Consider the following 22,914-nt stretch of genomic DNA (forward strand, 5'->3'; position numbering starts at 1 on the left):
ACTCGATATCCCCTATCCGATGGCCTGGACCGGTTTCTCCCGGCTGCCCTTGCGCATCCCTCTCATGAGGTCATACGAACTTTCCTTTCTCCCCCCGCTGCAACCAACACCAAACCATGATCAAATATAGTCTGATCGAAAACGTCCTCACCCCGGACCCCAACGACTACTATGCCCAGATCCAGATCACCGGCCGTGCCGGTGGCGAGGATCTTGTCGACCGCATGCTCTCCATGGGCAGCACGGTCACTAAAGCCGACCTCCTCGCCGTCATGAACCTCCTCGACGAGGCCGCCCTGGCCCTGCTCAAGGAGGGTTACCGCGTGGACCTGGCCGGCATCGTCGATCTCTACCCGCGCCTCCAAGGCGTGTTCGTGGGGCCCGGCGATGGCTATGACGCCTCCCGCCACTCCCTGAGTGTCACGGCCACCGCCTCGCAGGGCTTCATCGCCCGCGTCCGGGCCGATGCCTCGGTGCAGAAAGAGGAGACCGTCACCCCCATGCCCGTCCCCTTGCAGTTCCTCGATGCCGCCAGCGGCGATGCCAACGGAGCGCTCACCCCCTCGAATATCGGCACCCTCGCCGGCAGCCGTCTCAAGTTCGATCCCGGGAAGGCGGACGAGGGCGTCTATTTCATCGCCAGTGGAGGAGGTGAAACCAAGGTCACCGTGGTTTCCATCAACAAGCCCGGCCAGCTCGTCTTCCTGACGCCGGCGCTCGCCAGCGGCGATTACAGCCTGCAGGTCCGCGCCCGGGTGAACAAGAGCGCTGAGGTACGTGTCGGCACTCTGGACGCCACCCTCACCGTCCCCTGACGCCCAACCCGGTCCTGCACCGGGCACCAGATCCGACCGGATGTCGACTCCGCATCCGGTCGGACGATGACCCGAGATCCGGTCGGATAATGACCCGACCTCCGGGCGAATCAATACACCCCCACCCCTCGTTTCCGCAGCCTCGTGACCGTTTCCGGAAATTGATTCCCAAGTTCCTCTAGGATGAGAAAGCGCAAGGCCTCTAGATCCTCCAGTGGCCTCATTTCTACTAAGGACGTGCAGTTTAGGAGGGAGAGACTCTTCAAGGCTTCTAGATCTTTCAGACTCCCCACATCGGCCAAGGACCTGCAGCCATTCAGGTTAAGTTCCACCAAGCTCCTCAGATCCTTCAGTGCGCCCACGCTCTCCAAGGATGAACAGCCGCTGAGATCAAGCCATTTCAGGCTCGTCAGATCCTCAAGCGGTCCCACGTCCACCAAGGATCTGCAGCCGCTGAGATCGAGCCCCTCCAAGCTTTTCAGCTCCCTTAGTGGTTCTATATCAACTAAAGACTCCCAGCCGCCAAGGTTGAGCCCGTTCAAGTTCTTCAGATTTTTGAGCGCCCACACATTGCTAGTGGCCCTGCATCCGCTAAGGTCAAGCTCTTCCAAGGCTGTCAGTTCCTTCAGCGGTTCCAAATCGACCAAAGACGTGCAACAGCTGAGGTCGAGCCCCTCCAAGCCTTCCAGGCCTCGTAATGCCTCCAAATCCACCAACGACGCACAGCTACTGAGGTTGAGCCACTTCAAGCCTTTCAGATTCTTTAGCGGTTCGAAATCAGTCAATGACGCACAGCCACTAAGGTTTAGACCCTGCAAGCCCTGTAGATCCTTCAACGGTTCAAGATCGACCAAGGAGGTGCACCCGCTCAAATCGAGGAAGTCGAGGCGCTTCAAATCTTTCAGGGGCTCCACATCGACTAGGGAGGCGCACCCGCTAAGGCAGAGAGTATGCAGTTCCTCCTGCTTCTTCAGCGGTCTCACGTCAGCCAGAGACGCGCAAGCGTCGAGGGAGAGCCTTTGTAGACCCGCTAAGTCCCTTAATGGTGAGAGATCGACCAAGGAGACACAGCCGCTGAGGTCAAGCCAACTCTGTGAGCTTCTTTCCCGGAATGCTTCCTTGAGAGAATTCCAAGCACTTTGTAGCATATCTCTCCTAGCAAAGAGTTGCTGAGATACTCCGTTTCTCGCGGACCACCATTCCCCCTCGCCTTCGTTGGAACATCGATTCAGCTCCCACCGCCAGCAGGCTTCCATGAGGCGCTGGCGCAGGTCTTGGGACAGAGCCACATGAGGATCCCCGGCGATCCGAGCGGCGAGCAGCCAGCGGGCTCGGTCTTCGGGCTGGATATTTTGTTTTTCGGTGTCGGATGGGAGCGTGGATGCTTCCAAATAGAGCCTTTCCAAGATCGGCTCACACCAGTCGATGGCGAGCGTCTCGAAGAGGAAGACCAGCGCTTCCTGCCATAGGGTGGTGCCGCAGTAGCCGCGGAGAGCAGTGATGGAAGTCGGGCTGATATCTTCTCCCCCTAGGTTCGGGAAAAGATTCCCCTTTGCCCAGACTGGCTTGACGATTTGTGCGGCGAGGTACCGGGCGGCGAAGAACTCCTGGAAACTCAGGTGGAGGAAGCCGAAGCGCTTCTCGCCCCTGGCCAGCAGCAGCCCGGTGCGCCGCTGCACGTAGTCGAGGAATCTCTCGGCCTCGACCCCCGCCTCACTGCCGAAGCGTGTTTCCATCGCCTTCTCGAGCCACCCCCGGACCTCGGCTTCGGTGGCGAGATACTCCCGAGGCTCACCTTCGGGTGCATCCTCGCGTTCGATCTGACCACCCGCTGTCCGGGCCAGTTGCATCTCCCAGCCCACCCGGGCGAGCCACGACATCTTTTCCTCGAAGGTGTAGGGAGGCAGGTCCTTGAGCTTGCGGAACTCGTCGATGGTCTTGAGGTAGGCTTGGGAGATCTGAAGGTAGAGTTCCGCCCGGCCGTCCGGCAGCTTCGCCCGCACACGGTAGATCAGGGCGATGAGGGTGAGGAGGTTCGGGATGCGTGCCAGCTCCTTGGTTCCTGCATCGGCATTCAGGGCCTCGATCAGGTTCTTCGTGGTCTCTTGCGCTAGGGCCGGGTCGGGCTCGCGGAGACGGAACCAGTTCTCGATGAATTGACGGACCTGGCGGTCGGTGAAGGGCGAGAGATGAAGGATCTCAGCGAATTCGATCGAGGCCCTTCGATCTTGGGCGGCGGCCAATACACCTTCGTCATCTTCCGCTTCGGAAGGCAGGAGATTGCGACTTCCCGATGGATCGGCATCTAGGAATAATCTGAAACCTGCCATCGGCAAGCACTCCTGGGAGAAGTCCATTTCGGAATACCCGACCACCCGTGAGGTGAGAACCCAGCGACAGCGCGACCACTTGTGCCACCCCTCCCACACCGCATCTCTCAGCACCTTGCGGCGAGCGATACCTCCCACTTCATCGATGCCGTCTAGGAGGATGACGGCCTGGCCCGAGTCGAGGAGCTTTTCCAGCAGGTCCCGGTCTTTCGCCAACGGCGCGGCGAATGGGCGGCTGAGGAATTGCTCCAGCAGCACATCCCAGCTGAGGGACACGCCCAGCGGAAGGTCCCGCAGAATGAAGGGCAGAGGCACGAGTCGCCCAAGCGTGCCGCTCACCTCGTTCTCCAGCGGTTGGGCCAGGGCGGTGCAGAGCCAGTTCGTGACCGTGGTCTTTCCCGTGCCGGGATCGCCGAGCAGGACCAAACGTTGGTGTTCTACCAGAGCCTCCAACAGAGGTTGGGTGGCCTTGAGCGCCGTGGCTTCATTGAATTCCCGGGTGCCGAGTTGCTCCGGCCCCACCCTTGGCTCGACGAAGAGAGAGCGGAGCGGCAGGTCATCGTTCCGCTCGTCCACATCCGGCAGACCGAGCAACTTCACGCTCCCATGGACCAACCGGAGCTGCTCGAAATAGCGGATCAACCCGGTGTGATCCAAGGGGTGGATGAACCTCTCGCGATCAGGCTTGGTGGGGCCGAACTGGACAGCAGTGGTTACGAACATGGTCAGTGGCCGAGAAAGGTTTTCAGGTCATTGAGATTCACCCCTGCGTTGGCAACGAGACGTTGGCAATGGAGGACGTTTCCGTAGGCGAGGTCAGTGAATCGTGTTTCAAACTCAACCGACCCTTGCTGTCCTACCTTCCCTTCCCCCGGCAGCTCAAGCGCTGCGAGTTCGGGGTGGAGGTAGCTGTTCTCGTATATCTGGCCGGGGCCTAAACGGGCTTTCTTATCCGAACCGCGAGCAAACCCATGCAATTCGAAAAAGAACCCCGGCTCCGATTCCACGTGACGCCAGAGGCGGGGATGGAACTGCTGGAGGCAGGCGATGATGCACATGAGAGGAGCGTCCGAGGAAGACGGTGCGGTCGACGTTTCGTCGTTCACACCGGACTGGTAGAGCCGAAGCAAGGCGTTGGCGAAGGCTTTGATCCGCCGGGCGTTGGCGGGGAGGAATTGGTGAGCATGGAGGAGAGCGATCACCGCTTCGATAAACTCGTCGTCGAGTTGGTCCCCGAGCCACTCCCTCAGCAGGGTCTCTTGGGCGGCCGGTGACACGAGAGGCAGGTGCCAGACGTTGGCGCAGATTTTCTCAAGGTATTCATGCGCCCGGATCATGAGGTCCGCAGACCCGTTGCGGTTGGAAGGCATCACCTTGGCCAGCGCCCGTTCCACCTCCCGCTGATTCAAGCCGAGGACGAAGACGCAACGGCGAAGGTTGAGGTAGACCTTGAGAGATTCGAGGAGACGGTAAGCGGTTTCCGGCTCGCAGCGGTCGAGGTCGTCGATGAAGACGACGAGCCGACGGTCTTTCCCGCTGTCCTCTTCCTCTCCCAGCAGCTTGCCGAGGGCCTCATCAAGGAACTCGCGGAGTTGCGCGGAAGGAAGCGCGGTGGCGAGGTTCTCGCGCTCCCATGCCTCTCCGGCCTCTTGGATCTTGGAGGCTTGGAAGCCGATCTTCTTCGTGACGTCCTCGATGGACATCAAGGCTCCGCGGATGGCGACTTCGCTCATCTTGCCCGCAGAGGTGAGAAACTTCTGCCCGAAGGAGAGCTGCGACCGTATCTCGTGGAGCAGGGCCACCACCGGCGCGCTCTCGTGCTGATAACGCCAGGCCTCGAACCAGATGGGAACGATGTGCGGATGAGCAACCCCTCCCTCGCCTGCCGCCGGATTCTGCGGGCAGCGCCCCGAAAGGTGATATTGGAGCGCGTGGAGGAAGCTGGTTTTCCCAGAGCCCCAATCGCCATGAACTCCGACCACCAGCGGCGGATCACTGTTGGCCACCGCGTGGGCGATCTGCTCGATGAGCCGCTTGCGCTCGGGCAGGTGCTCGATATCGAGGCAGGGCTCGTCGGAGATCAGTTGGAGCATACTCATGGAAGAAGGCCCGATTACCTATCAGGCCATCGAAGGGGGCACAATCCGGGGTTGCGTCTGGAAGTGCTTCGGCGAAAAGCTTCCTATTCATGATGCCGCATGCCAAGCGGGCGGCCTGAAGGTCGCATTCCAACCCGAACTCGACGACCAACTACCTCGCCACCACCCACGAGCGCCTGGACCCGCTTCTCTGATCCACTTCACGCTTGGCACCCGCCGTTTCCGCGCGTAGCGCGGGCCCGTGTCCGAGCCCATCTCCGTCGAGGAATTCACCCGCGTCGAGTCGATCTTCGTGCGTCATCGCAACGTGCTGGCCGTCCGCGCCCAGTTCACGCCGATCTACACCGACTACTACCTGCACCTGATGCAGTACGGGCTGCGTAATCCCGAGGAGCTTGATTCGATGCTCAAGGACCTGCTCGCCGGGCTCACGCTGCATCTCGTCGCCCGCCCGTGGGCGGAAACGATCGCCTGGACCGTGAACCTGCGCGCACCCCGCGTGAACCTTTTCGCCACCGGCGGATCGATCCCTGAAAGCATCACCGGCCGTCTTTTCACCGAGGACGTCCGGGAGACCGATCGCGATCTGTTTTATTCCCAGACCACCACCCAGCCGGGGGCCGAGCCGCGCACTTCCACGCTCCAGATCGATGGCCGCGACCCGCTGTTCTGGGTGGAGCAGTATTACATGCAGTCCGAGCAGCGGCCGGCGAAGGTGTTCCGTTTGCCCGACGAAACCTTCGTCCTCGTCGCCGCCCAGCCGGACTACGACGAGGAGTGGTTTGGCGCGCTCGACGTCGCGGCCGTCTCCGGGCTCGAACAGGCCGAGGAAACCAAGCTGCTCGAGACCCGTCGCTTCCGATTCCATTGCGGCTGCGATCTGGGAAAAATCCTGCCGGTCCTCGCCCCGTGGCGCGACAAGGCCGACGAGCTTTTCCACGGGGAAAACCAGATCATCGTCCAGTGCCCCCGCTGCGCCGCCCGCTATGAGGTGACGCGGGATATGCTGTAGGCATGGCGCAAGCCTCCGGCCTGCGAAAGGGGCGGCTGCCTTCGGCTGCCGGGCAGGAAGGCCGCAGTGCGACCGCTCTCAATGTCGCTTCGAGTTCCCCCGAGCCCGCCTCCTCAAGGGACCACTCGAGCCGATGTCATCATCGGCGCTCCACGACGCAAGCCTCCGGCCTGCGAAAGGGGCGGCTGCCTTCGGCTGCCGGGCAGGAAGGCCGCAGGGCGAGCGCTCTCGATGTTGCTTCGAGTCCCCCCGAGCCCGCCACCTCAGGGACCACTCGAGCCGATCGGACCCCGGCTTTCCTTTCGCAAGCCGGAGGATTGCGCCACCCTCCCTCATGCCCGACTTTCACGCCATCGCCCGCGAACTCGGTCCGCGGCCTTCCGGCCAGCCGCGGCCCGTGTCCGGCGGATGCATCCACGACAGCTACCGGTGGGGCGAGTGGTTCATCAAAACCAACTCCGCCCACCACGCGGACCCCTTTCGCGCCGAAGCCGAGGGCCTGCGCGCCCTCGCCGCCGTCGGCACGATCCGCGTGCCGGTCGTCCTCGGCCACGGCCTCACCGGGGACACCGCCTGGCTGGCCCTCGAGGCCCTGGACCTTGCCTCATCCGGAGACGAAGCCGCCCTCGGCGAACAACTCGCCGCCCTCCACGCATCCACCGCCGATGTCTTCGGCTTTCCCCACGACAACTACCTGGGGTCCACGCCGCAGCCGAACCACCCGACCGCATCCTGGCCGGGGTTTTTCCGCGACCAGCGCATCGGTCATGTCTGCCGCCTGCTGCGCCGGCAGGGAAATGTGATCCCGGAGAGCGATGCATTTCTCGAAGTGCTGCCCCAGCTGCTGCCGGCGGACCCGCCCGCCAGCCTGCTCCACGGCGACCTGTGGGCGGGAAACAAAGGCTTCCTTTCCGACGGCACTCCGGTCCTTTTCGATCCCGCCGTCTATCACGGCGATGCCGAGACCGACCTGGCCATGACCCGCCTTTTCGGTGGCTTCGGGCCGCGCTTTTACCAAGCCTACCGACACCACCGCCCCGCGCCCGATGATGAAGCCACGCTCCACGGCCTCTACAACCTCCACCACCTGCTCAACCACGCCCTGCTCTTCGGCGGCGGCTATCTGGCGCAGGCTCGCGGGGTCATGCGTCGCTATCTTTAGTGTCGCCGCCTGCGCGCCCGATCCGCTCGCGATACCGTCGCCCGCGCCCTCCGTGACCCGCGGCGAGGCCATCGCCACGGCGTTTGCCTACACCCGGGTGAAATGGAGGCCCGGGGAGCGCCACGTGCTGCACGGGCCGGACGCCGACGGCATCGAAGTTCACACCCCCGACGCCTCTCTGCCCGAGCGCGGCTGGTGGAAAGCCGGCGAAGCTGCCATCGGAATGCCTTACCAGTGGGGCGGCTTCGACACCCCGCGGGAATTTCTTTCCTCGCTGGATCGAGGCGAGGCGGCCGGGGATATCTCCACCCCCACCAAGCGCCGCCTTGGCGACGCCGGCACCAGTGGCCACGCCTGCGGGATCGACTGCTCCGGCTTCGTTTCCCGCTGCTGGCGGCTCGCCCGGTCCGTCTCCACCCAGGACCTGCCGTCGATTTGCCAGCCCCTGAACGCCTGGGATCACCTCCAGCCCGGCGACATCCTGCTCAACGACCGCCACGTCGTGCTCTTCGCCGGCTGGGACCGCGGCGGAAAATCCGTGCTCGCCTACGAGGCCGGCCCGTTTCCCGTGTGGCGCGTCAACGCCGCCTCGATCCCGGTCGCCAAGCTCCGCCGCGAAGGCTACGCGCCCTGGCGATACCGGGGGGATCCGCGATTGACTCAAAGGCCGACACTCCCCCCTTGCCTCCTGCGCCGGCTCGGCCATGCTCCGCAGCATGCAAACCGCTGGTTTTCTCAAGGAAATGTTCGGGCTCCAGGGCAAGACGGCCGTCGTCATCGGCGGCACGGGCGAACTCTGTGGGGTGATGGCCGAAGGTCTCGCCCACGCCGGCTGTGAGGTGGTGCTGGTCGGCCGCATCCGCGAAAAGGGCGAGAAGAAGCTCGAGCGGATCGCCGAATTCGGCGGCGAGGGCTATTTCATGCCGGTCGACGTCACCTCCACGGAGTCGATGAAGAAGCTCCTCGACCAGGTGGTGGAGAAATCCGGCCAGGTCGATATCCTGATCAACGGTGCCGGCATCAACGCCCCCACCCCATTCCTCGACATTCCCGAAGATGAGTTCCACCGCATCATCGACACCAACCTGACCGCCGTGTTCCGCTCCTGCCAGGTGTTCGGGAAATACTTCATCGAAAACGAGGTCGCCGCCTCGATCATCAACCTCGGCTCGATGTCCGGCATCGTCCCCCTCAGCCGCGTGTTCACCTACTCCGCCACCAAGGCGGCGGTCCACAACCTGTCGAAAAACCTGGCCCGCGAGTGGGCCGAGTATTCGGTCCGCGTCAACACGCTGGTGCCCGGCTTTTTCCCCGCCGAGCAGAACCGCAAGGTGCTCGATGAGAGCCGCGTGCTCGACATCCTGCGCCAGACGCCGATGAGCCGCTTCGGCAGCCCCGATGATCTCATCGGCGCCACCCTGCTACTGGCCTCGAACCGCGCCGGGGCCTTCATCACCGGCACCGAAATCGTGGTCGATGGCGGCTTCAACGCGATGAAGATCTGAGGGGCCTGCGGCCCGGTCCTGACATCAAAAAGCGGCGAACTTCCAGCGATCCCCGAATGTCGGGGAAAGCGATGGAGGCCGAATGGATTTGCGCGGAACCCGCCATCCTTGGTAGGACGCCAAGGTGATGAAAGTTCCCCCGCTCTTCATTTCGCTCCTTGCCTGCGCCCCCTCCCTCGCCCTCGCCCAGGTTTCCCTATCGGAAACGGTGACCTACACCGGCAGCTTCGGCTTCGGCAGCAACAGCTCCTCGCTCACTGAGGCCGACTTCGGAACCAATGGCATCTTCGCCGAGTACGTGATCGTCGGAGGAATCCCGAAATTCGATCCGACCCTCGGCACGCTGACCGCCATCCGGGTCTCCGCGGCCTATGACTTCGCCGCCGAGGCGACCTTTGAAATCGGTCCGGTCATCGAGCCCCTCGACGACTGGCATGGAGGCGTCGATTCCTTTTCGTTCGAAGTCGGCATCCACATGGCCAAGACCAGCGAGCCCGGGGTCCACTACGTCCTCGGCGAGACCAGCGAGTATTTTCCATCCAGCTACGACGTCGATACCGGGAACTTCAGCGACAGCAGCTCGGTCATCGGCTTCCACGACTTTTCGGATGGGGAAACCGACATCATCTCGTGGGCCGACACCGCGGATTTCGTCGGCAGCGGAAATGTCGAGGTGCTGAAGGGAACCATCGTGGTGCCGGCGGTCGGAAACTTCCAATTCAACAACGTCGAGGGACTCTACCTCGATACCTATGCTGAAATTTCCGGGGGTTCCGTCATGGTCTCCTACGACTACCTCCCGGTGCCCGAACCCTCGGCTGCCTTGATGACGATGGCCGGCCTGGCGTGGGTCGCCGGGCGCCGCGGATCGCGCGCTTGAGGGACGCCGCTTGCCAGCCGGCCGAAGCGTGGGAAATTTGGAGGGCCCGTGCGGCTTGCACCGGGGGGAATCGCGTTGTAAAGACGCCGCCCCCGCCGGTGCCTCGCCGGCGGCGAACCCAGCTTTCTCATGATCAAGTGGATCTTGCAAAAAATCGTCGGTTCCAAGAACCAGCGTGAACTGAAACGCATCCGCCCCACCGTCGAGCGGATCAAGGAAATCGAAGAGGCGCTCCAGAACGAGCCGGAAGACAAGCTCCGCGAGCTGACCGAGAAATGGCGGGCCCACCTCGCCCGCTACCATGAACTCAAGGCGCCGCCGAAGCCCCAGCTCGAGCGCGCCGACACCGCCGCCTTGGAGGAAGCGGCCGCGTCCGTGGAGGCCCGCCTCGCCGATCTGCGCGAGGAGTTTCCCTCACTCCCGGCCGGCGTCGAACCCAGTGTCGAGTCGATCGAGGCCGCCAAGGCCGCCTTTCGCGAAATCGAGCCGCAGTTCCAGAAGTCCCGCGCCCGCTACCTCGACCAGATCCTGCCCGAGGCCTACGCGGTGGTGAAAAATGCGGCCCGCCGGCTGAACGGGACCACCATTTCGGTCTCCGACCAGGAGATGCTGTGGGAGATGGTCCACTTCGACGTCCAGCTGGTCGGGGGGATCGCCCTGCACCGCGGCATGATCGCGGAAATGCAAACCGGTGAGGGCAAGACCCTGGTCGCCACCCTGCCCGTCTATCTCAATGCGCTGACGGGCCTCGGCGTCCACGTCATCACCGTCAACGACTACCTCGCCCGCCGCGACTCGGAGTGGATGGGGGCCGTATTCAAGTACCTCGGCCTCACCGTCGGCTGCATCCAGAACCAGATGCCGCCGTGGGAGCGCCGCGAGCACTACGGCTGTGACATCACCTATGGCACCAACGCCGAGTTCGGCTTCGACTACCTGCGCGACAACGGCATGGCCGGCTCGAAGGAGGACCAGGTGCAGCGCGGCCACTACTTCGCCATCATCGATGAGGTCGACTCGATCCTGATCGACGAAGCCCGGACGCCGCTGATCATTTCCGGGCCCTCGACCGTCTCCAGCCACCAGTTCGACCGCTACAAGCCGCTCGTCGACCAGCTGGTGAAGCGCCAGACGCTGCTCTGCAACGAGCTCGTCAACGAAGCCAAGGAGCTGCTCGAATCCGACCCCGAAGCTGCCGGCCGCAATCTTTTCAAGGTCAAGCTCGGCCAGCCCCGCAACCGCCAGCTGCTGCGCATGATGCAGGAGCCGGACACCCGCCGCCTGCTGGAGAAAACCGAGCTGTCCTTCTATCAGGACGCCCAGAAGAAGGAACTGTTCGAGCTGAAGGAAGAGCTGTTTTTCACCATCGACGAGAAGGCGAACGACGCCGACCTGATGGAAAAGGGCCGCGAGTTCCTTTCTCCCGGCGATCCGGAGGCCTTCGTGCTGCCGGACCTCGGCAGCGTGCTGGCCGAGATCGATGCCGATCCCGAGCTGACCGACGAGGACCGCCAGGCCCGCAAGGAGGAGGCCCAGAACCGCATGGACCACCAGGCGGAGAAGATGCATAACATCTCCCAGCTGCTGAAGGCCTACTGCGTCTTCGAAAAGGACGTCCAATACGTGGTCGAGGACGGCAAGGTGATGATCGTCGATGAAAACACCGGCCGGAAAATGCCGGGCCGGCGTTGGTCGGATGGACTCCACCAGGCGGTTGAGGCCAAGGAAGGCGTGGTCATCGAAAAGGAGACCCAGACCTACGCGACGATCACCATTCAGAACTACTTCCGTCTCTACGAGAAGCTGGCGGGCATGACCGGCACCGCCGAAACGGAGGCCGCCGAGTTTTCCGACATCTACAAACTGGACGTCCTGCCGATCCCGACCAATCGCCCGAACCAGCGCAAGGATCTCAACGACCAAGTCTTCAAGACCCGCCGCGAGAAATACAACGCGGTGATCAAGAAAATCGAGGAAGCCCACCAGAAGGGCCAGCCGGTGCTCGTCGGCACCGCCTCGGTCGAGGCCTCGGAAACGGTCTCCCGCATGCTCCAGCGGGCCAAGATCCCGCACGAGGTGCTCAACGCGAAGAACCACGCTCGGGAGGCCGACATCGTCACTGCCGCCGGCCAGCCGAAGGCGGTCACTATTTCCACCAACATGGCCGGCCGCGGCACCGACATCAAACTCGGCAAGGGCGTCGCCGAGCTCGGCGGCCTGTTCGTCATCGCCACCGAGCGCTACGAATCCCGCCGCGTCGACCGCCAGCTGCGCGGCCGCTGCGCCCGCCAGGGGGATCCGGGCCTGAGTCAGTTCTACATTTCCTTCGAAGACGACCTGATGCGGAACTTCGCCGCGGCCGACCGCATGACCAACATGATGGAGCGCTTCGGCATGGAGGAAGGCGAGGCGCTCGAGCACTCGTGGCTCAACAAGTCGGTCGAGACCGCCCAGAAGCGCGTCGAGCAGCGCAACTACACCTGGCGGAAGCGCATCCTTGAGTTCGACGACGTAATGAATCAGCAGCGGGAGGTCGTTTACGGCTACCGCAACGAGGTGCTCACCACCGAGGACCCTCGCGAACTGGTCAACGAGATCATCGAAAAGGCCGTACCGGCCAAGGTGGAGGAATATCTCAGCGAGCGGGACGAGGAATCGCCCGACTACAACGAGCTGCTCCACTGGGTGAACGGCACCCTGCCGATCCGCATCGCGCCGGAAGACCTCGACATCGAGCACGCCACCGCCGAGTCGATCTCGGACGTGATCGTTTCGAAGGTAAAGGAAGTCTACGAGGCCCGCGTCGGCAACCTGCCGCCGGAGATTCTGGAAAACGAGGAGCGCCGGATGATCATGGCGTCCATCGACAAAGAGTGGCAGGCCCACCTTTACAACATGGACGCCCTGCGCGAGGGCATTTCGCTGCGCGCCCAGGGTCAGAAGGATCCTCTGATCGAATACAAGAACGAGGCCTACAAGCTGTTCATCGACCTCATGGCAGGCATCGACCAGGAGGCATTGCAGAACCTCTTCCGCTCGGCCAGCCGCATTGAGGACTTCCTGCGCCAGCACTTCGCGGCCATGCAGGAACGTCACGCCCCCCAGCAGCAGGTTCCCAACCAGAACGTGGCCTCGACCGGCAACTCGGCCCACATCCATCCCGAGGCCATGGGGGCCGCCTCCAGTGACTTCAAGCTGAACCTGCCCAAGCGTCGGCCGCCGAGCTTCAACATCGACAGCGTGGGCCGCAACGCCCCCTGCCCATGCGGCTCCGGCAAGAAATTCAAGCAATGCTGCGGCCGCGAGGCGTGAGCGACGAAGAGCGCCGGGCCCGGGCGGATTCCGAACCCGTGGCGGCCCGCCGGCCGTTGAAACTCCCCGCTTGACAACATCCGATGCGCGGATAGCCTCCGCGCCCCGACTCGAAAGGACGACTGATACACATGACCGAACAACAACTGCGTGGCGTAATCGTAAAGAAGGGCGAACCCGTTGACCGGGCTCTCAAGCGCCTGAAGACCAAGCTCGACACCGAGGGCATCCTCGAGGAAATGCGTCGTCGCCGCGCTTTTGAATCGCCGACCCAGCGCAAGCTCCGCAAGCAGCGCACCGCTCCGAAGCGCAACAAGGTCCGCTGGAAGTACGTCAGCCCGGCGCAGGAAGCGAAGGCCGAAGAGGCCGCCGCCAAAAACAACGCCTGAAGCCATCCAGGTCCTTTCCCACGAGTGAAGCGGTCATCCCCGGATGCCCGCTTTTTTCGTGCCCACGTGACGCCAGCCTCCGGCCTGCAAAAGGGGCGGCTGCCTCCGGCTGCCGAACAGGAAGGCCCCAGCGTAACCGCTCTCGATGTTCCTTCGAGTTCCCCCGAGCCCGCCTGCTTGAAGGGACCACTCGAGCCGATGTCATCATCGGCGCTCCACAACGCAAGCCTCCTGCTTGCAAAAGGGGCGGCTGCCTGCGGCTGCCGGACAGGAAGGCCCCAGCGTAACCGCTCTCGATGCCGCTTCGAGTTCCCCCGAGCCCGCCTCCTCAAGGGACCACTCGAGCCGATGTCATCATCGGCGCCCCACGACGCCAGCCTCCTGCTTGCAAAAGGGGCGGCTGCCTTCGGCTGCCGGACAGGAAGGCCCCAGCCCGACCGCTCTCGATGTTCCTTCGAGTTCCCCCGAGCCCGCCACCTCAAGGGACCACTCGAGCCGATGTCATCATCGGCGCTCCACGACGCCAGCCTCCGGCTTGCGAAAGGGGCGGCTGCCTTCGGCTGCCGGACAGGAAGGCCCCAGCGTAACCGCTCTCGATGCCGCTTCGAGTTCCCCCGAGCCCGCCACCTCAAGGGACCACTCGAGCCGATGTCATCATCGGCGCTCCCCGCCGCCAGCCTCCGGCTTGCAAAAGGGGCGGCTGCCTTCGGCTGCCGGACAGGAAGGCCCCAGTGCGACCGCTCTCGATGTTCCTTCGAGTTCCCCCGAGCCCGCCAACCCAAGAACCCCAACAGCCGGTGCCTTCAGCCAGTGCCTTCCCCGCCGCATCACCCGCCAGCGCTCGCCCGCATCATGCATCATCGAGCGGCTTCCTTCGCCTACCGGACACTCGCTGCCCCTTTGCCGCGATCCGCAGCCGAGCCTTTCCGCCAGCCCCGGTGCTTTCACGACAACCTCGACAGCCATGCCAGAGCGAAAGCGTGCAGCTCAGGATTCATCGCGGTCACCAAGCGATGAATCGGCCTCGGGGCGTGAACAAGCCGCTTGCAAAGTATCGCACTACGACCTAATCCCTGCGCCCGATGTCCGACTCACGAAAGAAGCTTTCCGATGGCGACTACGCGCGTCTTGCGGATTTCCGCTTCGCTCTGCGGCGTTTCCTCGAGTTCAGCGCGGACGCCGCCAAGGGCGAAGGGCTGACTCCCCGCCAACACCAGGCGATGCTGGTCATTCGCGGTAGCGAAGGCGGGCGTGCCAGCGTGGGACGCCTCGCCGAACGGCTCTGCCTCAAACCGAATACCACGGCCGAACTCGCCCAACGCCTTGAGGCCGGGGGCTGGATCACCCGCGAACCGGGACAGGCCGACCGGAGAGTGGTGGTCCTCGCGCTCACCCCCGCCGCCGAGGCGAAGCTGGAGCACCTCAGCCATGTGCACCGCCGGGAACTTGGCCAGATCGGCCCGGAGATCGCCGCTCTCTTCCAATCGCTGGCCGAGGAGGAGAAATGAGGAGCCCGTCGCGGGAACGATTTCGGATGCCGATGCTCGCCCTCGGGGTGGGGGCGGTGGTCGCGGTCGCAGGAATCGGCCTTCTCCAGCTGATCCACCTGATCACCAACCTCGCTTTCCGGGGTGAATTCTCCTGGCACGAGGCTCCGGCCACCTTTTCGCATTTCGGATGGCCGGCCATTTTCGTCCCGGCGGCTGGCGGGCTCGTCATCGGCCTGGTGGCACGATTCGCGGCGCCCGAAGTGAGCGGTCACGGCATTCCGGAGGCGATGCAGGGAGTGATGGTGAACCAAAGCCGGATCCCGCTCCGGGTCGCCATTCTCAAGCCCCTGGCAACGGCGCTTTCCATCGGCACCGGGGGACCCTTCGGCGCGGAGGGTCCCATCATCGCTACGGGAGGCGGCATCGGTTCCCTCTTTGGCCAATGGATTCCCCACAGTCCCGCGGAGCGGAAAGTGATGCTCGCCGCGGGAGCGGCGGCGGGAATGACCGCGGTCTTCGGCACGCCCCTTGCCGGGGTGCTGCTGGCCGTGGAGCTGCTCCTTTTCGAATTCAAGGCGCGGAGCCTCCTTCCGGTGGCCATGGCGGCCGGAAGCGCGATGGCCGTGCGCGGACTCCTGGATCAGCCCTTTCCGATGCTCCCCCTCCCCGCCCCGGACGCGCCCGGTCCGGTGATTGCAGCGGGAGCCGTGGTCATCGGGCTCGTTTGCGGCGCGGTCGGGGCAGGCATGACCGTGGCCCTCCATCGCATCGAGTCCCTCTACGAGCGCCTCCCTTTCCCGCGCATGGGATGGCCGGCGATCGGCGGGTTGCTCGTCGGCCTGATCGGCTGGCTCGATCCCCGCACCCTGGGTTCGGGTTACTTCAATCTTCGGGCCTTGCTCGATGGCGACATGGTGGTGAGCGCCATCGCCACGCTCGCCGTTCTGAAGTTCCTTTCCTGGTCCCTTTACCTTGGAAGTGGAACGGCAGGCGGGACACTGGCCCCGGTGATGACGGTGGGAGGAACGACAGCCGCACTGGTCGCGCACGCACTGATTCTTCTGCCGCCGTTCAACGATCTGCCCATCGGCATCGCTGCGCTCATCGGCATGGCCGCGGTATTCGCGGGGATGTCCCGGGCATTTCTCGCCTCCGTGGCGTTCGCGTTTGAAGCGACCCATTCCACTTCAACCTTCGGGCCGCTCCTTCTGGGTTGTGCCTTTGCGGTGCTGATCTCCCGGGTGCTGATGAAGGAGTCGATCATGACCGAAAAGCTGGCCCGCGACGGCGTCCGCGTGCCCGAGGACTACGAGCCGGACCTGTTTGCCACGACGCCGGTCTCCGCCGTTATGAATCGAAACCCTCTGACGGTATCCCCTTCACTCCTGCTCTCGGATCTCCTCGTCAAAGCCGGAGACGAGGCGGACCCGCTGAGCAAGCCGCGCATTTTCCCGATTGTCGGAGAGGACCGGATTCTCCGAGGAATCATTTCCCGCTCCGACCTTCTGGAGGTCATCCATTCGGACCGGGAGACGCAGGTGGAAGAAGTTGCCCTCCGCGAACCCCACGTCATCCACCCCGACGAGTCCCTCGCCGAGGCGGCCGACCGGATGCTTTTGCACGGCATTGGCCGGCTCCCCGTAGTGGAAAGGGGGGCGCCGCCCGTCCTCGTCGGCCTGATCACGCGAAAGGAGATCCTGGATGTCCGCAGGCGGCGGCTGCAGGACGAACTCGGACCTGGATTGTCGCCAAGGCTCGCAAGCCGGCGTCGGCCCGCATGAGCTGCAAGTTTCTTACGCGGCGCGAAGCACGTGGGTGCACCTGAGGTTTCCCACGCGGCTCACCTCTGCCGCGGTCCGTTGGCTCTTCGAAAGGGGCGGCTGCCTCCGGCTGCCGGGCAGGGAGGCCGTAGTGCGGCCGCTCTCGATGTTGCTCCGAGTTCCCCCGAGCCCGCCACCTCAAGGGACCACTCGAGCCGATTTCATCATCGGCGCTCCATGGCGCGAGCCTCCGGCTTGCAAAAGGGGCGGCTGCCTTCGGCTGCCGGACAGGAAGGCCGTAGTGCGACCGCTCTCGATGTTGCTTCGAGTTTCTCCGAGCCCGCCTCCTCAAGGGACCACTCGAGCCGATTTCATCATCGGCGCTCCATGGCGCGAGCCTCCGGCTTGCAAAAGGGGCGGCTGCCTTCGGCTGCCGGGCAGGGAGGCCGTAGTGCGGCCGCTCTCGATGTTGCTCCGAGTTCCCCCGAGCCCGCCACCTCAAGGGACCACTCGAGCCGATTTCATCATCGGCGCTCCATGACGCAAGCCTCCGGCTTGCAAAAGGGGCGGCTGCCTGCGGCTGCCGGGCAGGAAGGCCGTAGTGCGAGCGCTCTCGATGTTGCTTCGAGTTTCTCCGAGTCCGCCTCCTTGACGGGCGGACTGGTTCATCCGGTCACGTCGAGTTCCCACTCGGCCGACTCCTCAAGGAATCACGCGTTTTACTTACGCTTCCACACCCCTGCCGTTGAAGGCGGGGAAGGAAGTCGGTTCTTCTCCCACACCGGGTTTGAAGCCGCGCATCATGGACCTCGGAGCGGCCCGTCACCCATCCATAACGCCACCCGCCCTGCCCGGCGGTCGATGCCCGCCGCCCCCATCGCTGACACCTTCGCCCATCCGCGGCTGTCCAGCTTGCAGCCGCCTCGAAGCGACTCCCGAACTGCCCGCTCCACCCACCTGCCCGGCGGTCGATGCCCGCCGCCCCCATCGCAGACACCTTCGCCCATCCGCGGCTGTTCAGCTTGTAGCCGCCTCGAAGCAGCACCCCGAACTGCCCGCTCCACCCACCTGCCCGGCGGTCGATGCCCGCCGCCCCGTTGTTTATTTCACTTCGGCTTTCAGATCGCCGATCGCCCACTGGATGCCGGCAAGGTAATGCCTCAGCACCTTGGGGTTCCAATACATGTCGTGGTTGTGCCCCAGCGAGCAGTAGAACACGCGGCCCTTGCCCCAGTTCCTCGCCCAGGCCACGCCATAGTCGTTGTCCTTTCGCTTCATCCCATCGACCTTGGCGCTTTTCGTGGGATCGAGCCGCAGCAGCATGGTCACCTTCGATGAGTCGTAGGGCTCCTTGAATTGATAGATTTCTTCCGGAAACTCCATCGATTCACCGCCGAACATCTTCGCCAGCGGGTGGTCCTTGGCAGCGGGTTCCACATCAATGTGCACCTGCTTGTCCGAGGTCCAGGGATGGCCGTCGAAGTAGCCATTCATCATCTCGCCGTATTCCGGCCAGTTGTAGAAGGTATCGGTGGCCGCGTGGATTCCCACGAAGCCTTTCCCGCCCTTCACGAAGGCCATCAGACTGTCCTGCAGCTCCTTTTCATCGGCCGCTCCGTCGAAGGCGTTCTGGGTCGTGCTGAGGAAAACAATGGCGTCGAACTGGTCGATCCTGCCCGGCTCGAAGTTCGCGAGATCATCGCTGATCACCGCCTCGAAGGCTCCGGTTTTCTTTCCCATTTCCGCCAGCGCGACCTTGCCGGTGGCGATCGAGTCGTGCCGGAATCCGGCAGTCCTTGAGAAAACCAGCACTTTGCGCGGTTTTTCCGGCTTGGCGAAAGCGTCGGCCGGCAGGGCCTCCGCGATCTTTTCCGCGGCTCCTGCCGGAGCTTGTTCGTTTTCCGGAGAGGCGGCGATCAAGAGGGCGGCACCCAAGGCACCGAGCGACAGAAAAAGGGCGGGTTTCATGAGGTTCCAGCGATGAGGTTCAGACGTCGAGCTTGGTCCAAGAGGCGTTGGCCTTCGAAGAAGCCACGACCGCCTCGATGAAAGCCATCCCGCGGACGCCGTCACGGATTTTCGGATAATCGGTGGTCAGCGGATCCGGCTCCACGCCATCGGCGACCGCCCGGACGTGGTGGGCGAAGTTCCGATAGAGATTGGCGAAGGCCTCAAGGTATCCCTCCGGGTGCCCCGGTGGCGTGCGGCTTGCCGCCGCGGCGGCCGGAGAGAGATAGCCGCTGGAGGTGCGATAGACCTCGGCCGGCTTGTCACTCCATTTCACCCGCAGCGTATTGGGACGCGTCTGGTGCCATTCGAGCCCACCTTTCTCGCCCCACACCCGGATGTTGAGATTGTTTTCCTCACCCACGCTGATCTGGGAGCAGTGGAGGACGCCCTTCGCCCCGCCTTCAAAGCGCAGCAGAACGTTGCCGTCGTCGTCGAGCAGGCGCCCTTCGACGAAGGTTGTGATATCGGCCGCCAGTTCGGAAATCGCCAGCCCGGTGATGAATTCAGCCAGATTCTCGGCGTGGCTGCCGATGTCTCCGAATGCGCCGGCAGCTCCGGATTTCTTCGGATCGGAGCGCCAGGCGGCCTGCTTCTTGCCGGTGTCCTCGAGCTTGGTCGCGAGCCAGCCTTGCGGGTACTCCACCACCACCTTGCGGATTTTTCCCAGCTCGCCCCCGGCGATCATGTCGCGGGCCTGCTTCACCATCGGGTAGCCGGTGTAGTTGTGGGTCAGCCCGTAAAGCAGGCCGGTTTCCGCGACGATCTTCGCCAGTTCCTTCGCCTCGGCGAGATCGAGCGTGGCCGGCTTGTCGCACATCACGTGGAAGCCGCCCTCCAGCGCCGCCTTGGCAGCCGGGAAATGGACGTGGTTCGGGGTGACGATCGACACGAATTCCATGCGCTCGTCCGCCGGCAGCGCGGCCTCCTTCTCCATCATTTCCTGGTAGGTCGCGTAGCAGCGCTGAGGCGGCAGGAAAAGATCGGCGCCGGAGTCCTTCGACCGCTGGGGATCGGAGGAAAACGCGCCGCAGACGAGTTCGATCTGGCCGTCCATGGCGGCGGCGATGCGGTGAACGGCCCCAATGAAGGCCCCCCGGCCCCCGCCGACCATGCCGTAGCGGATTTTTCTTTTGAATGCGCTCATGCTTTCCTGAGTCCAGCCTTGCGGGAAGCCCAAGAAGTTGCGCGCGCAACTACTTGAGTCACCGCCGGAAAAAGCTCACTGGTTCTTGCGGTCGAAGGCGGCGTCGAAGGCGGCTTGGTTGACCGGGAAATCGAGGTCCTTGACGTAGGCACAGCTTTCGGTGGCACCGTGGAAGCGGTCCATGCGGCCGTCCTCCCACTCGATGGAGAGCGGACCGGCGTAGCCAGCGTCGTTGAGTGCCACGATGACCTCCTCGAAGTGGATATCGCCCCGGCCGACGCTGCGGAAATCCCAATAGCGCCGGGGATCCCCGAAGTCGGTATGGCCCCCGAACACGCCGACCTCGCCGCTGCCATGGCCCCACCAGACGTCCTTCATGTGGGCGTGGTGGATGCGCTCGGCGAAGCGGCGGATGAATTGCACGTAGTCGACCCCCTGGTAGCCCAGGTGGCTGGGATCGTAGTTGAAACCAAAGCGCGGATGGCCGCCGAGCGCGTCGATGGCGCGCTGGGCGCTGGCGATGTCGAAGGCGATCTCGGTCGGGTGGACTTCGAGCGCGAAATGGACGTCCTCCTTTTCGAAGGCGTCCATGATCGGACCGAAGCGCTCCGCGAAGTCGTCGAAGCCGGCCTGCACGTAGGCCTGGCTGGTCGGCGGGAAGGCGTAGAGCGCGTGCCAGATGGACGAGCCGGTGAAGCCGTTGACGACGGCCTTGCCGGAGCCGGGCGTGCGGCCGGCCATGTAGTCCTTGCCGGCATCGACGAATTTGCGGCAGGCCTTGCCGGCATCAATCATTTCCCGGGCGGCGCGCTGGCGGACGCTTTCGGGGTCGCCATCGCCCCAGACGTGGCCGGGCAGGATCGATTCATGTCGGACGTCGATGGGATCGCAGATCGCCTGCCCGACGAGGTGGGCGGAGATTGCGTAGCAGCCGAGGTCGTTCTTTTCCAACAGCTCCCAGAGCCGCGGAATGTAATCGGAGTCGCTAAGGGCCGCCTGGACGTCGAAATGGTCGCCCCAACAGGCGAGTTCGACGCCATCGAAGCCCATGGCTTTGACTTTGGGGAAAAGTTCGGCGGCGGGGAGGTCGGCCCACTGGCCGGTGAAGAGCGTGACGGGTCTGGGCATGGTGATGCGAGTAGGTGCGTGAGGCTACGCTCCAACCTTTCACCTCTGACAGGGAAAAGACGAATGGCCGTTCAGCCGGTCGACTGAGACCGCCACTCGGCGCTGACTTTTCCGCGGGTCGCGGAGGTCAGATACACCGCCTCCGCCGAAGCGAGGTCGGCCGGGACAAGCACGGCCTCATCCGCCTGGCCGGACTCCAGCAGGCCGCGGCGGAAGGTGCCGGGAAGGCAGCCGGATGAGAGCGGCGGTGTGAGCAGGCGGCCTTTCACCTGAAGGAAGAGGTTCGAGGTCGCGCCCTCGCAGAGTTCGCCGCGGGTGTTGAGAAAGACCGCCTCGTCGGCACCGGCCTGGCGGGCGGCATCAAGGGCGAGGAGGTTTTCGGCGTAGCTGAGGCATTTCACCGCGGCCAGCGGCGACGCTTCGTTCTTCGGCCACGGCGCGAGGATGAAGCTGAGCCGGTCCGGCGGTTCCGGACAGGGCGCGAGGCTGAGAAGGGTGCGCGCCCCCTCACCGTGAAGTTGATTCAATGAGCCTGCGCCCGCAGTGCGGACGATGCGGACGCGCTGCCTCCCCCGCCCCAACTCGGGCGCGAGCGCGGCGAGGATGGCCTCGCGGTCGGGCGGATCGATCTCCAGCACCCGGCAGCCATGCTCCATGCGCTCGAAATGCCAGTCCGGCCGAACGAGCCGGCCATCAAGGGCAAGCAGCGTTTCGAAAACCCCGAGGCCGTGGCTGTGACCGCGGTCGAGAGGGGTCGGGTCGCCTTCGAGAATCCAGGTTTTCATGGCACGCCTACAGGGCCTTCACGAATACCCGCGAATCGCGGCCGCTGGCTTCCAGCTGGGCCCGGCGCGTGGCGGGCAGCACGTCCTTTTCCGCCGGCGAGTAGCCGACGCGGTTCTCAAAGAAGTCGGCGGCCCGGTTGGTGAGGGCATAGACGCGCGGCACGCCTTTTTCCCTAGCCAGGTCCTCGGCGTGGTAAACGAGGTCGTAGCCGTAGCCGCGGCTCTCGTGTGACATCTTGACGTAGAGACAGGCCACCTCGGCCAGGCCTTCGGCCGGGTATTCATGCAGCGCCACGCAGCCCACGACGTTGTCGTCGACCGTCAGCACGCGGTAGTCATCGAGCTTCGCGGCGATGTCCTCGTAGTTCCGCGGCACCAGTTTCGTGCGGCGGACCGAGCGCCCGATCATGCCCAGCAGCTCGGGAATGTCCTCCTCCCGCAGGGGCCGGATCTCGCGGTAGGCATCGGCGTGGATCATTGTGCCGACGCCTTCGTTCGAGAACAGTTCGTCGACCAGCACGCCCTGCCGGCGGCCATTGAGGACGTGGACCCGCGGCACGCCACGGCGACAGGCTTCGGCCGCGGCCTTGAGCAGCGCGCCGCCGGTGACGTTGGGTTTTCCCGAAAGCTCCACCGCATCCGCGGCACGGACCGCGGGGACGGGTTCGCCATCGATCAGGATGGCCTCCTCCAGCAGCGCGATCAGCTTCAGCGCGCCGATGCCGAGGGTGAAATCGACGACCTTTTCGTCGAGCGGATCCTGCGAGGAGGCATCGACGATCACCGTCTGGCCGCGGTCGAGAATCGCCTTGGCCTCCTCCACCGCGCCGGGCTCGCCGATCTTCTTCGGGCAGCGGGCGGCCATGATCTCGCACTCCAGCGTCCAGTCGTAGAGATCCGCCACGTCGCCCCCGAGCACGCCGAGGACGAGCTTCACGCCGACGTCCTCCAGCGCCGCGAGGTCGAGCAGGGTTTCCGCGACCGCGGGCTCGGGCAAAAGCCCGGCCTCGATCAGCACGACGAAGATCCGGCCGCGGAACTGCGGCACGTATTGAAGGACTGCCCTGACGTCACTTTGCACCGCCACGGGCCG

General features: G+C 64.2%; 17 protein-coding genes. 10 read left to right on the forward strand and 7 right to left on the reverse strand.

Translation table 11 applies throughout. The annotated features are described in order from the left end of the window. Positions 1–116: 116 nt before the first annotated feature. The gene (locus ABXH26_RS13030) at positions 117–815 is read left to right on the forward strand and encodes an HU family DNA-binding protein (protein WP_353567512.1); all 699 of its coding nucleotides are present in this window, start codon (positions 117–119) and stop codon (positions 813–815) included. A gap of 110 nt (positions 816–925) precedes the next feature. Here the strand turns inward: ABXH26_RS13030 and ABXH26_RS13035 are convergent, their stop codons facing one another. Both ABXH26_RS13035 and ABXH26_RS13040 read right to left on the reverse strand, forming a co-directional pair. After that, positions 926–3,868 (reverse strand): NACHT domain-containing protein, encoded by a 2,943-nt coding sequence (locus tag ABXH26_RS13035; protein ID WP_353567513.1) that lies wholly within the window; start codon positions 3,866–3,868, stop codon positions 926–928. Between the two features lie 2 nt (positions 3,869–3,870). Continuing rightward, a complete protein-coding gene (locus tag ABXH26_RS13040; RefSeq protein WP_353567514.1) occupies positions 3,871–5,244 on the reverse strand; it encodes a KAP family P-loop NTPase fold protein in 1,374 nt (457 codons plus the stop codon). A 241-nt stretch (positions 5,245–5,485) separates the two neighbouring features. On the opposite strand from ABXH26_RS13040, the gene ABXH26_RS13045 reads away from it, so the two are divergent. The 9 genes from ABXH26_RS13045 (at position 5,486) to ABXH26_RS13085 (ending at position 16,775) form a co-directional block, all read left to right on the forward strand. Then, on the forward strand, positions 5,486–6,256 hold the full coding sequence (locus ABXH26_RS13045) for a disulfide bond chaperone (protein ID WP_353567515.1): 771 nt from the start codon (positions 5,486–5,488) through the stop codon (positions 6,254–6,256). A gap of 334 nt (positions 6,257–6,590) precedes the next feature. Beyond that, positions 6,591–7,418 (forward strand): fructosamine kinase family protein, encoded by an 828-nt coding sequence (locus ABXH26_RS13050; protein WP_353567516.1) that lies wholly within the window; start codon positions 6,591–6,593, stop codon positions 7,416–7,418. 52 nt (positions 7,419–7,470) lie between these two features. Beyond that, positions 7,471–8,256 carry an NlpC/P60 family protein gene (locus ABXH26_RS13055; protein WP_353567517.1) on the forward strand — a complete coding sequence of 262 codons (786 nt, stop codon included), beginning with the start codon at positions 7,471–7,473 and terminating at the stop codon, positions 8,254–8,256. Continuing rightward, positions 8,162–8,923: an SDR family oxidoreductase gene (locus tag ABXH26_RS13060; protein WP_353567579.1), complete on the forward strand. Its 762-nt coding sequence runs from the start codon at positions 8,162–8,164 to the stop codon at positions 8,921–8,923. Before ABXH26_RS13055 ends, ABXH26_RS13060 begins: the two co-directional genes overlap by 95 nt. A gap of 127 nt (positions 8,924–9,050) precedes the next feature. Then, complete coding sequence (locus ABXH26_RS13065; protein WP_353567518.1) at positions 9,051–9,803, forward strand: PEP-CTERM sorting domain-containing protein; 753 nt, start codon at positions 9,051–9,053, stop codon at positions 9,801–9,803. 129 nt (positions 9,804–9,932) lie between these two features. Continuing rightward, complete coding sequence (secA, locus tag ABXH26_RS13070; RefSeq protein WP_353567519.1) at positions 9,933–13,115, forward strand: preprotein translocase subunit SecA; 3,183 nt, start codon at positions 9,933–9,935, stop codon at positions 13,113–13,115. Positions 13,116–13,246: 131 nt separating this feature from the next. Next, positions 13,247–13,504, forward strand: coding sequence for a 30S ribosomal protein S21 (gene rpsU, locus ABXH26_RS13075; RefSeq protein WP_353567520.1), 258 nt, complete (start codon positions 13,247–13,249; stop codon positions 13,502–13,504). 1,082 nt (positions 13,505–14,586) lie between these two features. Continuing rightward, complete coding sequence (locus tag ABXH26_RS13080; protein WP_353567521.1) at positions 14,587–15,012, forward strand: MarR family winged helix-turn-helix transcriptional regulator; 426 nt, start codon at positions 14,587–14,589, stop codon at positions 15,010–15,012. Positions 15,013–15,044: 32 nt separating this feature from the next. Further along, complete coding sequence (locus tag ABXH26_RS13085) at positions 15,045–16,775, forward strand: chloride channel protein (protein ID WP_353567580.1); 1,731 nt, start codon at positions 15,045–15,047, stop codon at positions 16,773–16,775. Between the two features lie 1,080 nt (positions 16,776–17,855). Here the strand turns inward: ABXH26_RS13085 and ABXH26_RS13090 are convergent. From ABXH26_RS13090 to ABXH26_RS13110, 5 genes are all read right to left on the reverse strand, one after another. Then, on the reverse strand, positions 17,856–18,722 hold the full coding sequence (locus tag ABXH26_RS13090) for a ThuA domain-containing protein (RefSeq protein ID WP_353567522.1): 867 nt from the start codon (positions 18,720–18,722) through the stop codon (positions 17,856–17,858). A 19-nt stretch (positions 18,723–18,741) separates the two neighbouring features. Beyond that, on the reverse strand, positions 18,742–19,908 hold the full coding sequence (locus tag ABXH26_RS13095) for a Gfo/Idh/MocA family protein (RefSeq protein ID WP_353567523.1): 1,167 nt from the start codon (positions 19,906–19,908) through the stop codon (positions 18,742–18,744). Between the two features lie 75 nt (positions 19,909–19,983). Then, entirely contained in the window at positions 19,984–21,036 is a 1,053-nt protein-coding gene (locus ABXH26_RS13100; protein WP_353567524.1) for a sugar phosphate isomerase/epimerase family protein, read from the reverse strand. Between the two features lie 71 nt (positions 21,037–21,107). Further along, complete coding sequence (locus ABXH26_RS13105) at positions 21,108–21,821, reverse strand: aminotransferase class IV (protein ID WP_353567525.1); 714 nt, start codon at positions 21,819–21,821, stop codon at positions 21,108–21,110. Between the two features lie 7 nt (positions 21,822–21,828). After that, complete coding sequence (locus ABXH26_RS13110; RefSeq protein WP_353567526.1) at positions 21,829–22,869, reverse strand: GNAT family N-acetyltransferase; 1,041 nt, start codon at positions 22,867–22,869, stop codon at positions 21,829–21,831. Between the last annotated feature and the right edge of the window lie 45 nt (positions 22,870–22,914).

The organism is Haloferula sargassicola, from assembly GCF_040362925.1.
GTDB classification, from domain to species: domain Bacteria; phylum Verrucomicrobiota; class Verrucomicrobiia; order Verrucomicrobiales; family Akkermansiaceae; genus Haloferula; species Haloferula sargassicola.

What these genes read in the sequence shown, in the direction of transcription:
- ABXH26_RS13040 (WP_353567514.1), bottom strand. Translation starts at nt 5,244, where the DNA reads ATGAGTATGCTCCAACTGATCTCCGACGAGCCCTGCCTCGATATCGAG.
- ABXH26_RS13090 (WP_353567522.1), bottom strand. Translation starts at nt 18,722, where the DNA reads ATGAAACCCGCCCTTTTTCTGTCGCTCGGTGCCTTGGGTGCCGCCCTC.
- ABXH26_RS13030 (WP_353567512.1), top strand. Translation starts at nt 117, where the DNA reads ATGATCAAATATAGTCTGATCGAAAACGTCCTCACCCCGGACCCCAAC.
- ABXH26_RS13105 (WP_353567525.1), bottom strand. Translation starts at nt 21,821, where the DNA reads ATGAAAACCTGGATTCTCGAAGGCGACCCGACCCCTCTCGACCGCGGT.
- ABXH26_RS13035 (WP_353567513.1), bottom strand. Translation starts at nt 3,868, where the DNA reads ATGTTCGTAACCACTGCTGTCCAGTTCGGCCCCACCAAGCCTGATCGC.
- ABXH26_RS13095 (WP_353567523.1), bottom strand. Translation starts at nt 19,908, where the DNA reads ATGAGCGCATTCAAAAGAAAAATCCGCTACGGCATGGTCGGCGGGGGC.
- ABXH26_RS13050 (WP_353567516.1), top strand. Translation starts at nt 6,591, where the DNA reads ATGCCCGACTTTCACGCCATCGCCCGCGAACTCGGTCCGCGGCCTTCC.
- ABXH26_RS13080 (WP_353567521.1), top strand. Translation starts at nt 14,587, where the DNA reads ATGTCCGACTCACGAAAGAAGCTTTCCGATGGCGACTACGCGCGTCTT.
- ABXH26_RS13060 (WP_353567579.1), top strand. Translation starts at nt 8,162, where the DNA reads ATGTTCGGGCTCCAGGGCAAGACGGCCGTCGTCATCGGCGGCACGGGC.
- ABXH26_RS13100 (WP_353567524.1), bottom strand. Translation starts at nt 21,036, where the DNA reads ATGCCCAGACCCGTCACGCTCTTCACCGGCCAGTGGGCCGACCTCCCC.
- rpsU (WP_353567520.1), top strand. Translation starts at nt 13,247, where the DNA reads ATGACCGAACAACAACTGCGTGGCGTAATCGTAAAGAAGGGCGAACCC.
- ABXH26_RS13065 (WP_353567518.1), top strand. Translation starts at nt 9,051, where the DNA reads ATGAAAGTTCCCCCGCTCTTCATTTCGCTCCTTGCCTGCGCCCCCTCC.
- ABXH26_RS13085 (WP_353567580.1), top strand. Translation starts at nt 15,045, where the DNA reads ATGCTCGCCCTCGGGGTGGGGGCGGTGGTCGCGGTCGCAGGAATCGGC.
- secA (WP_353567519.1), top strand. Translation starts at nt 9,933, where the DNA reads ATGATCAAGTGGATCTTGCAAAAAATCGTCGGTTCCAAGAACCAGCGT.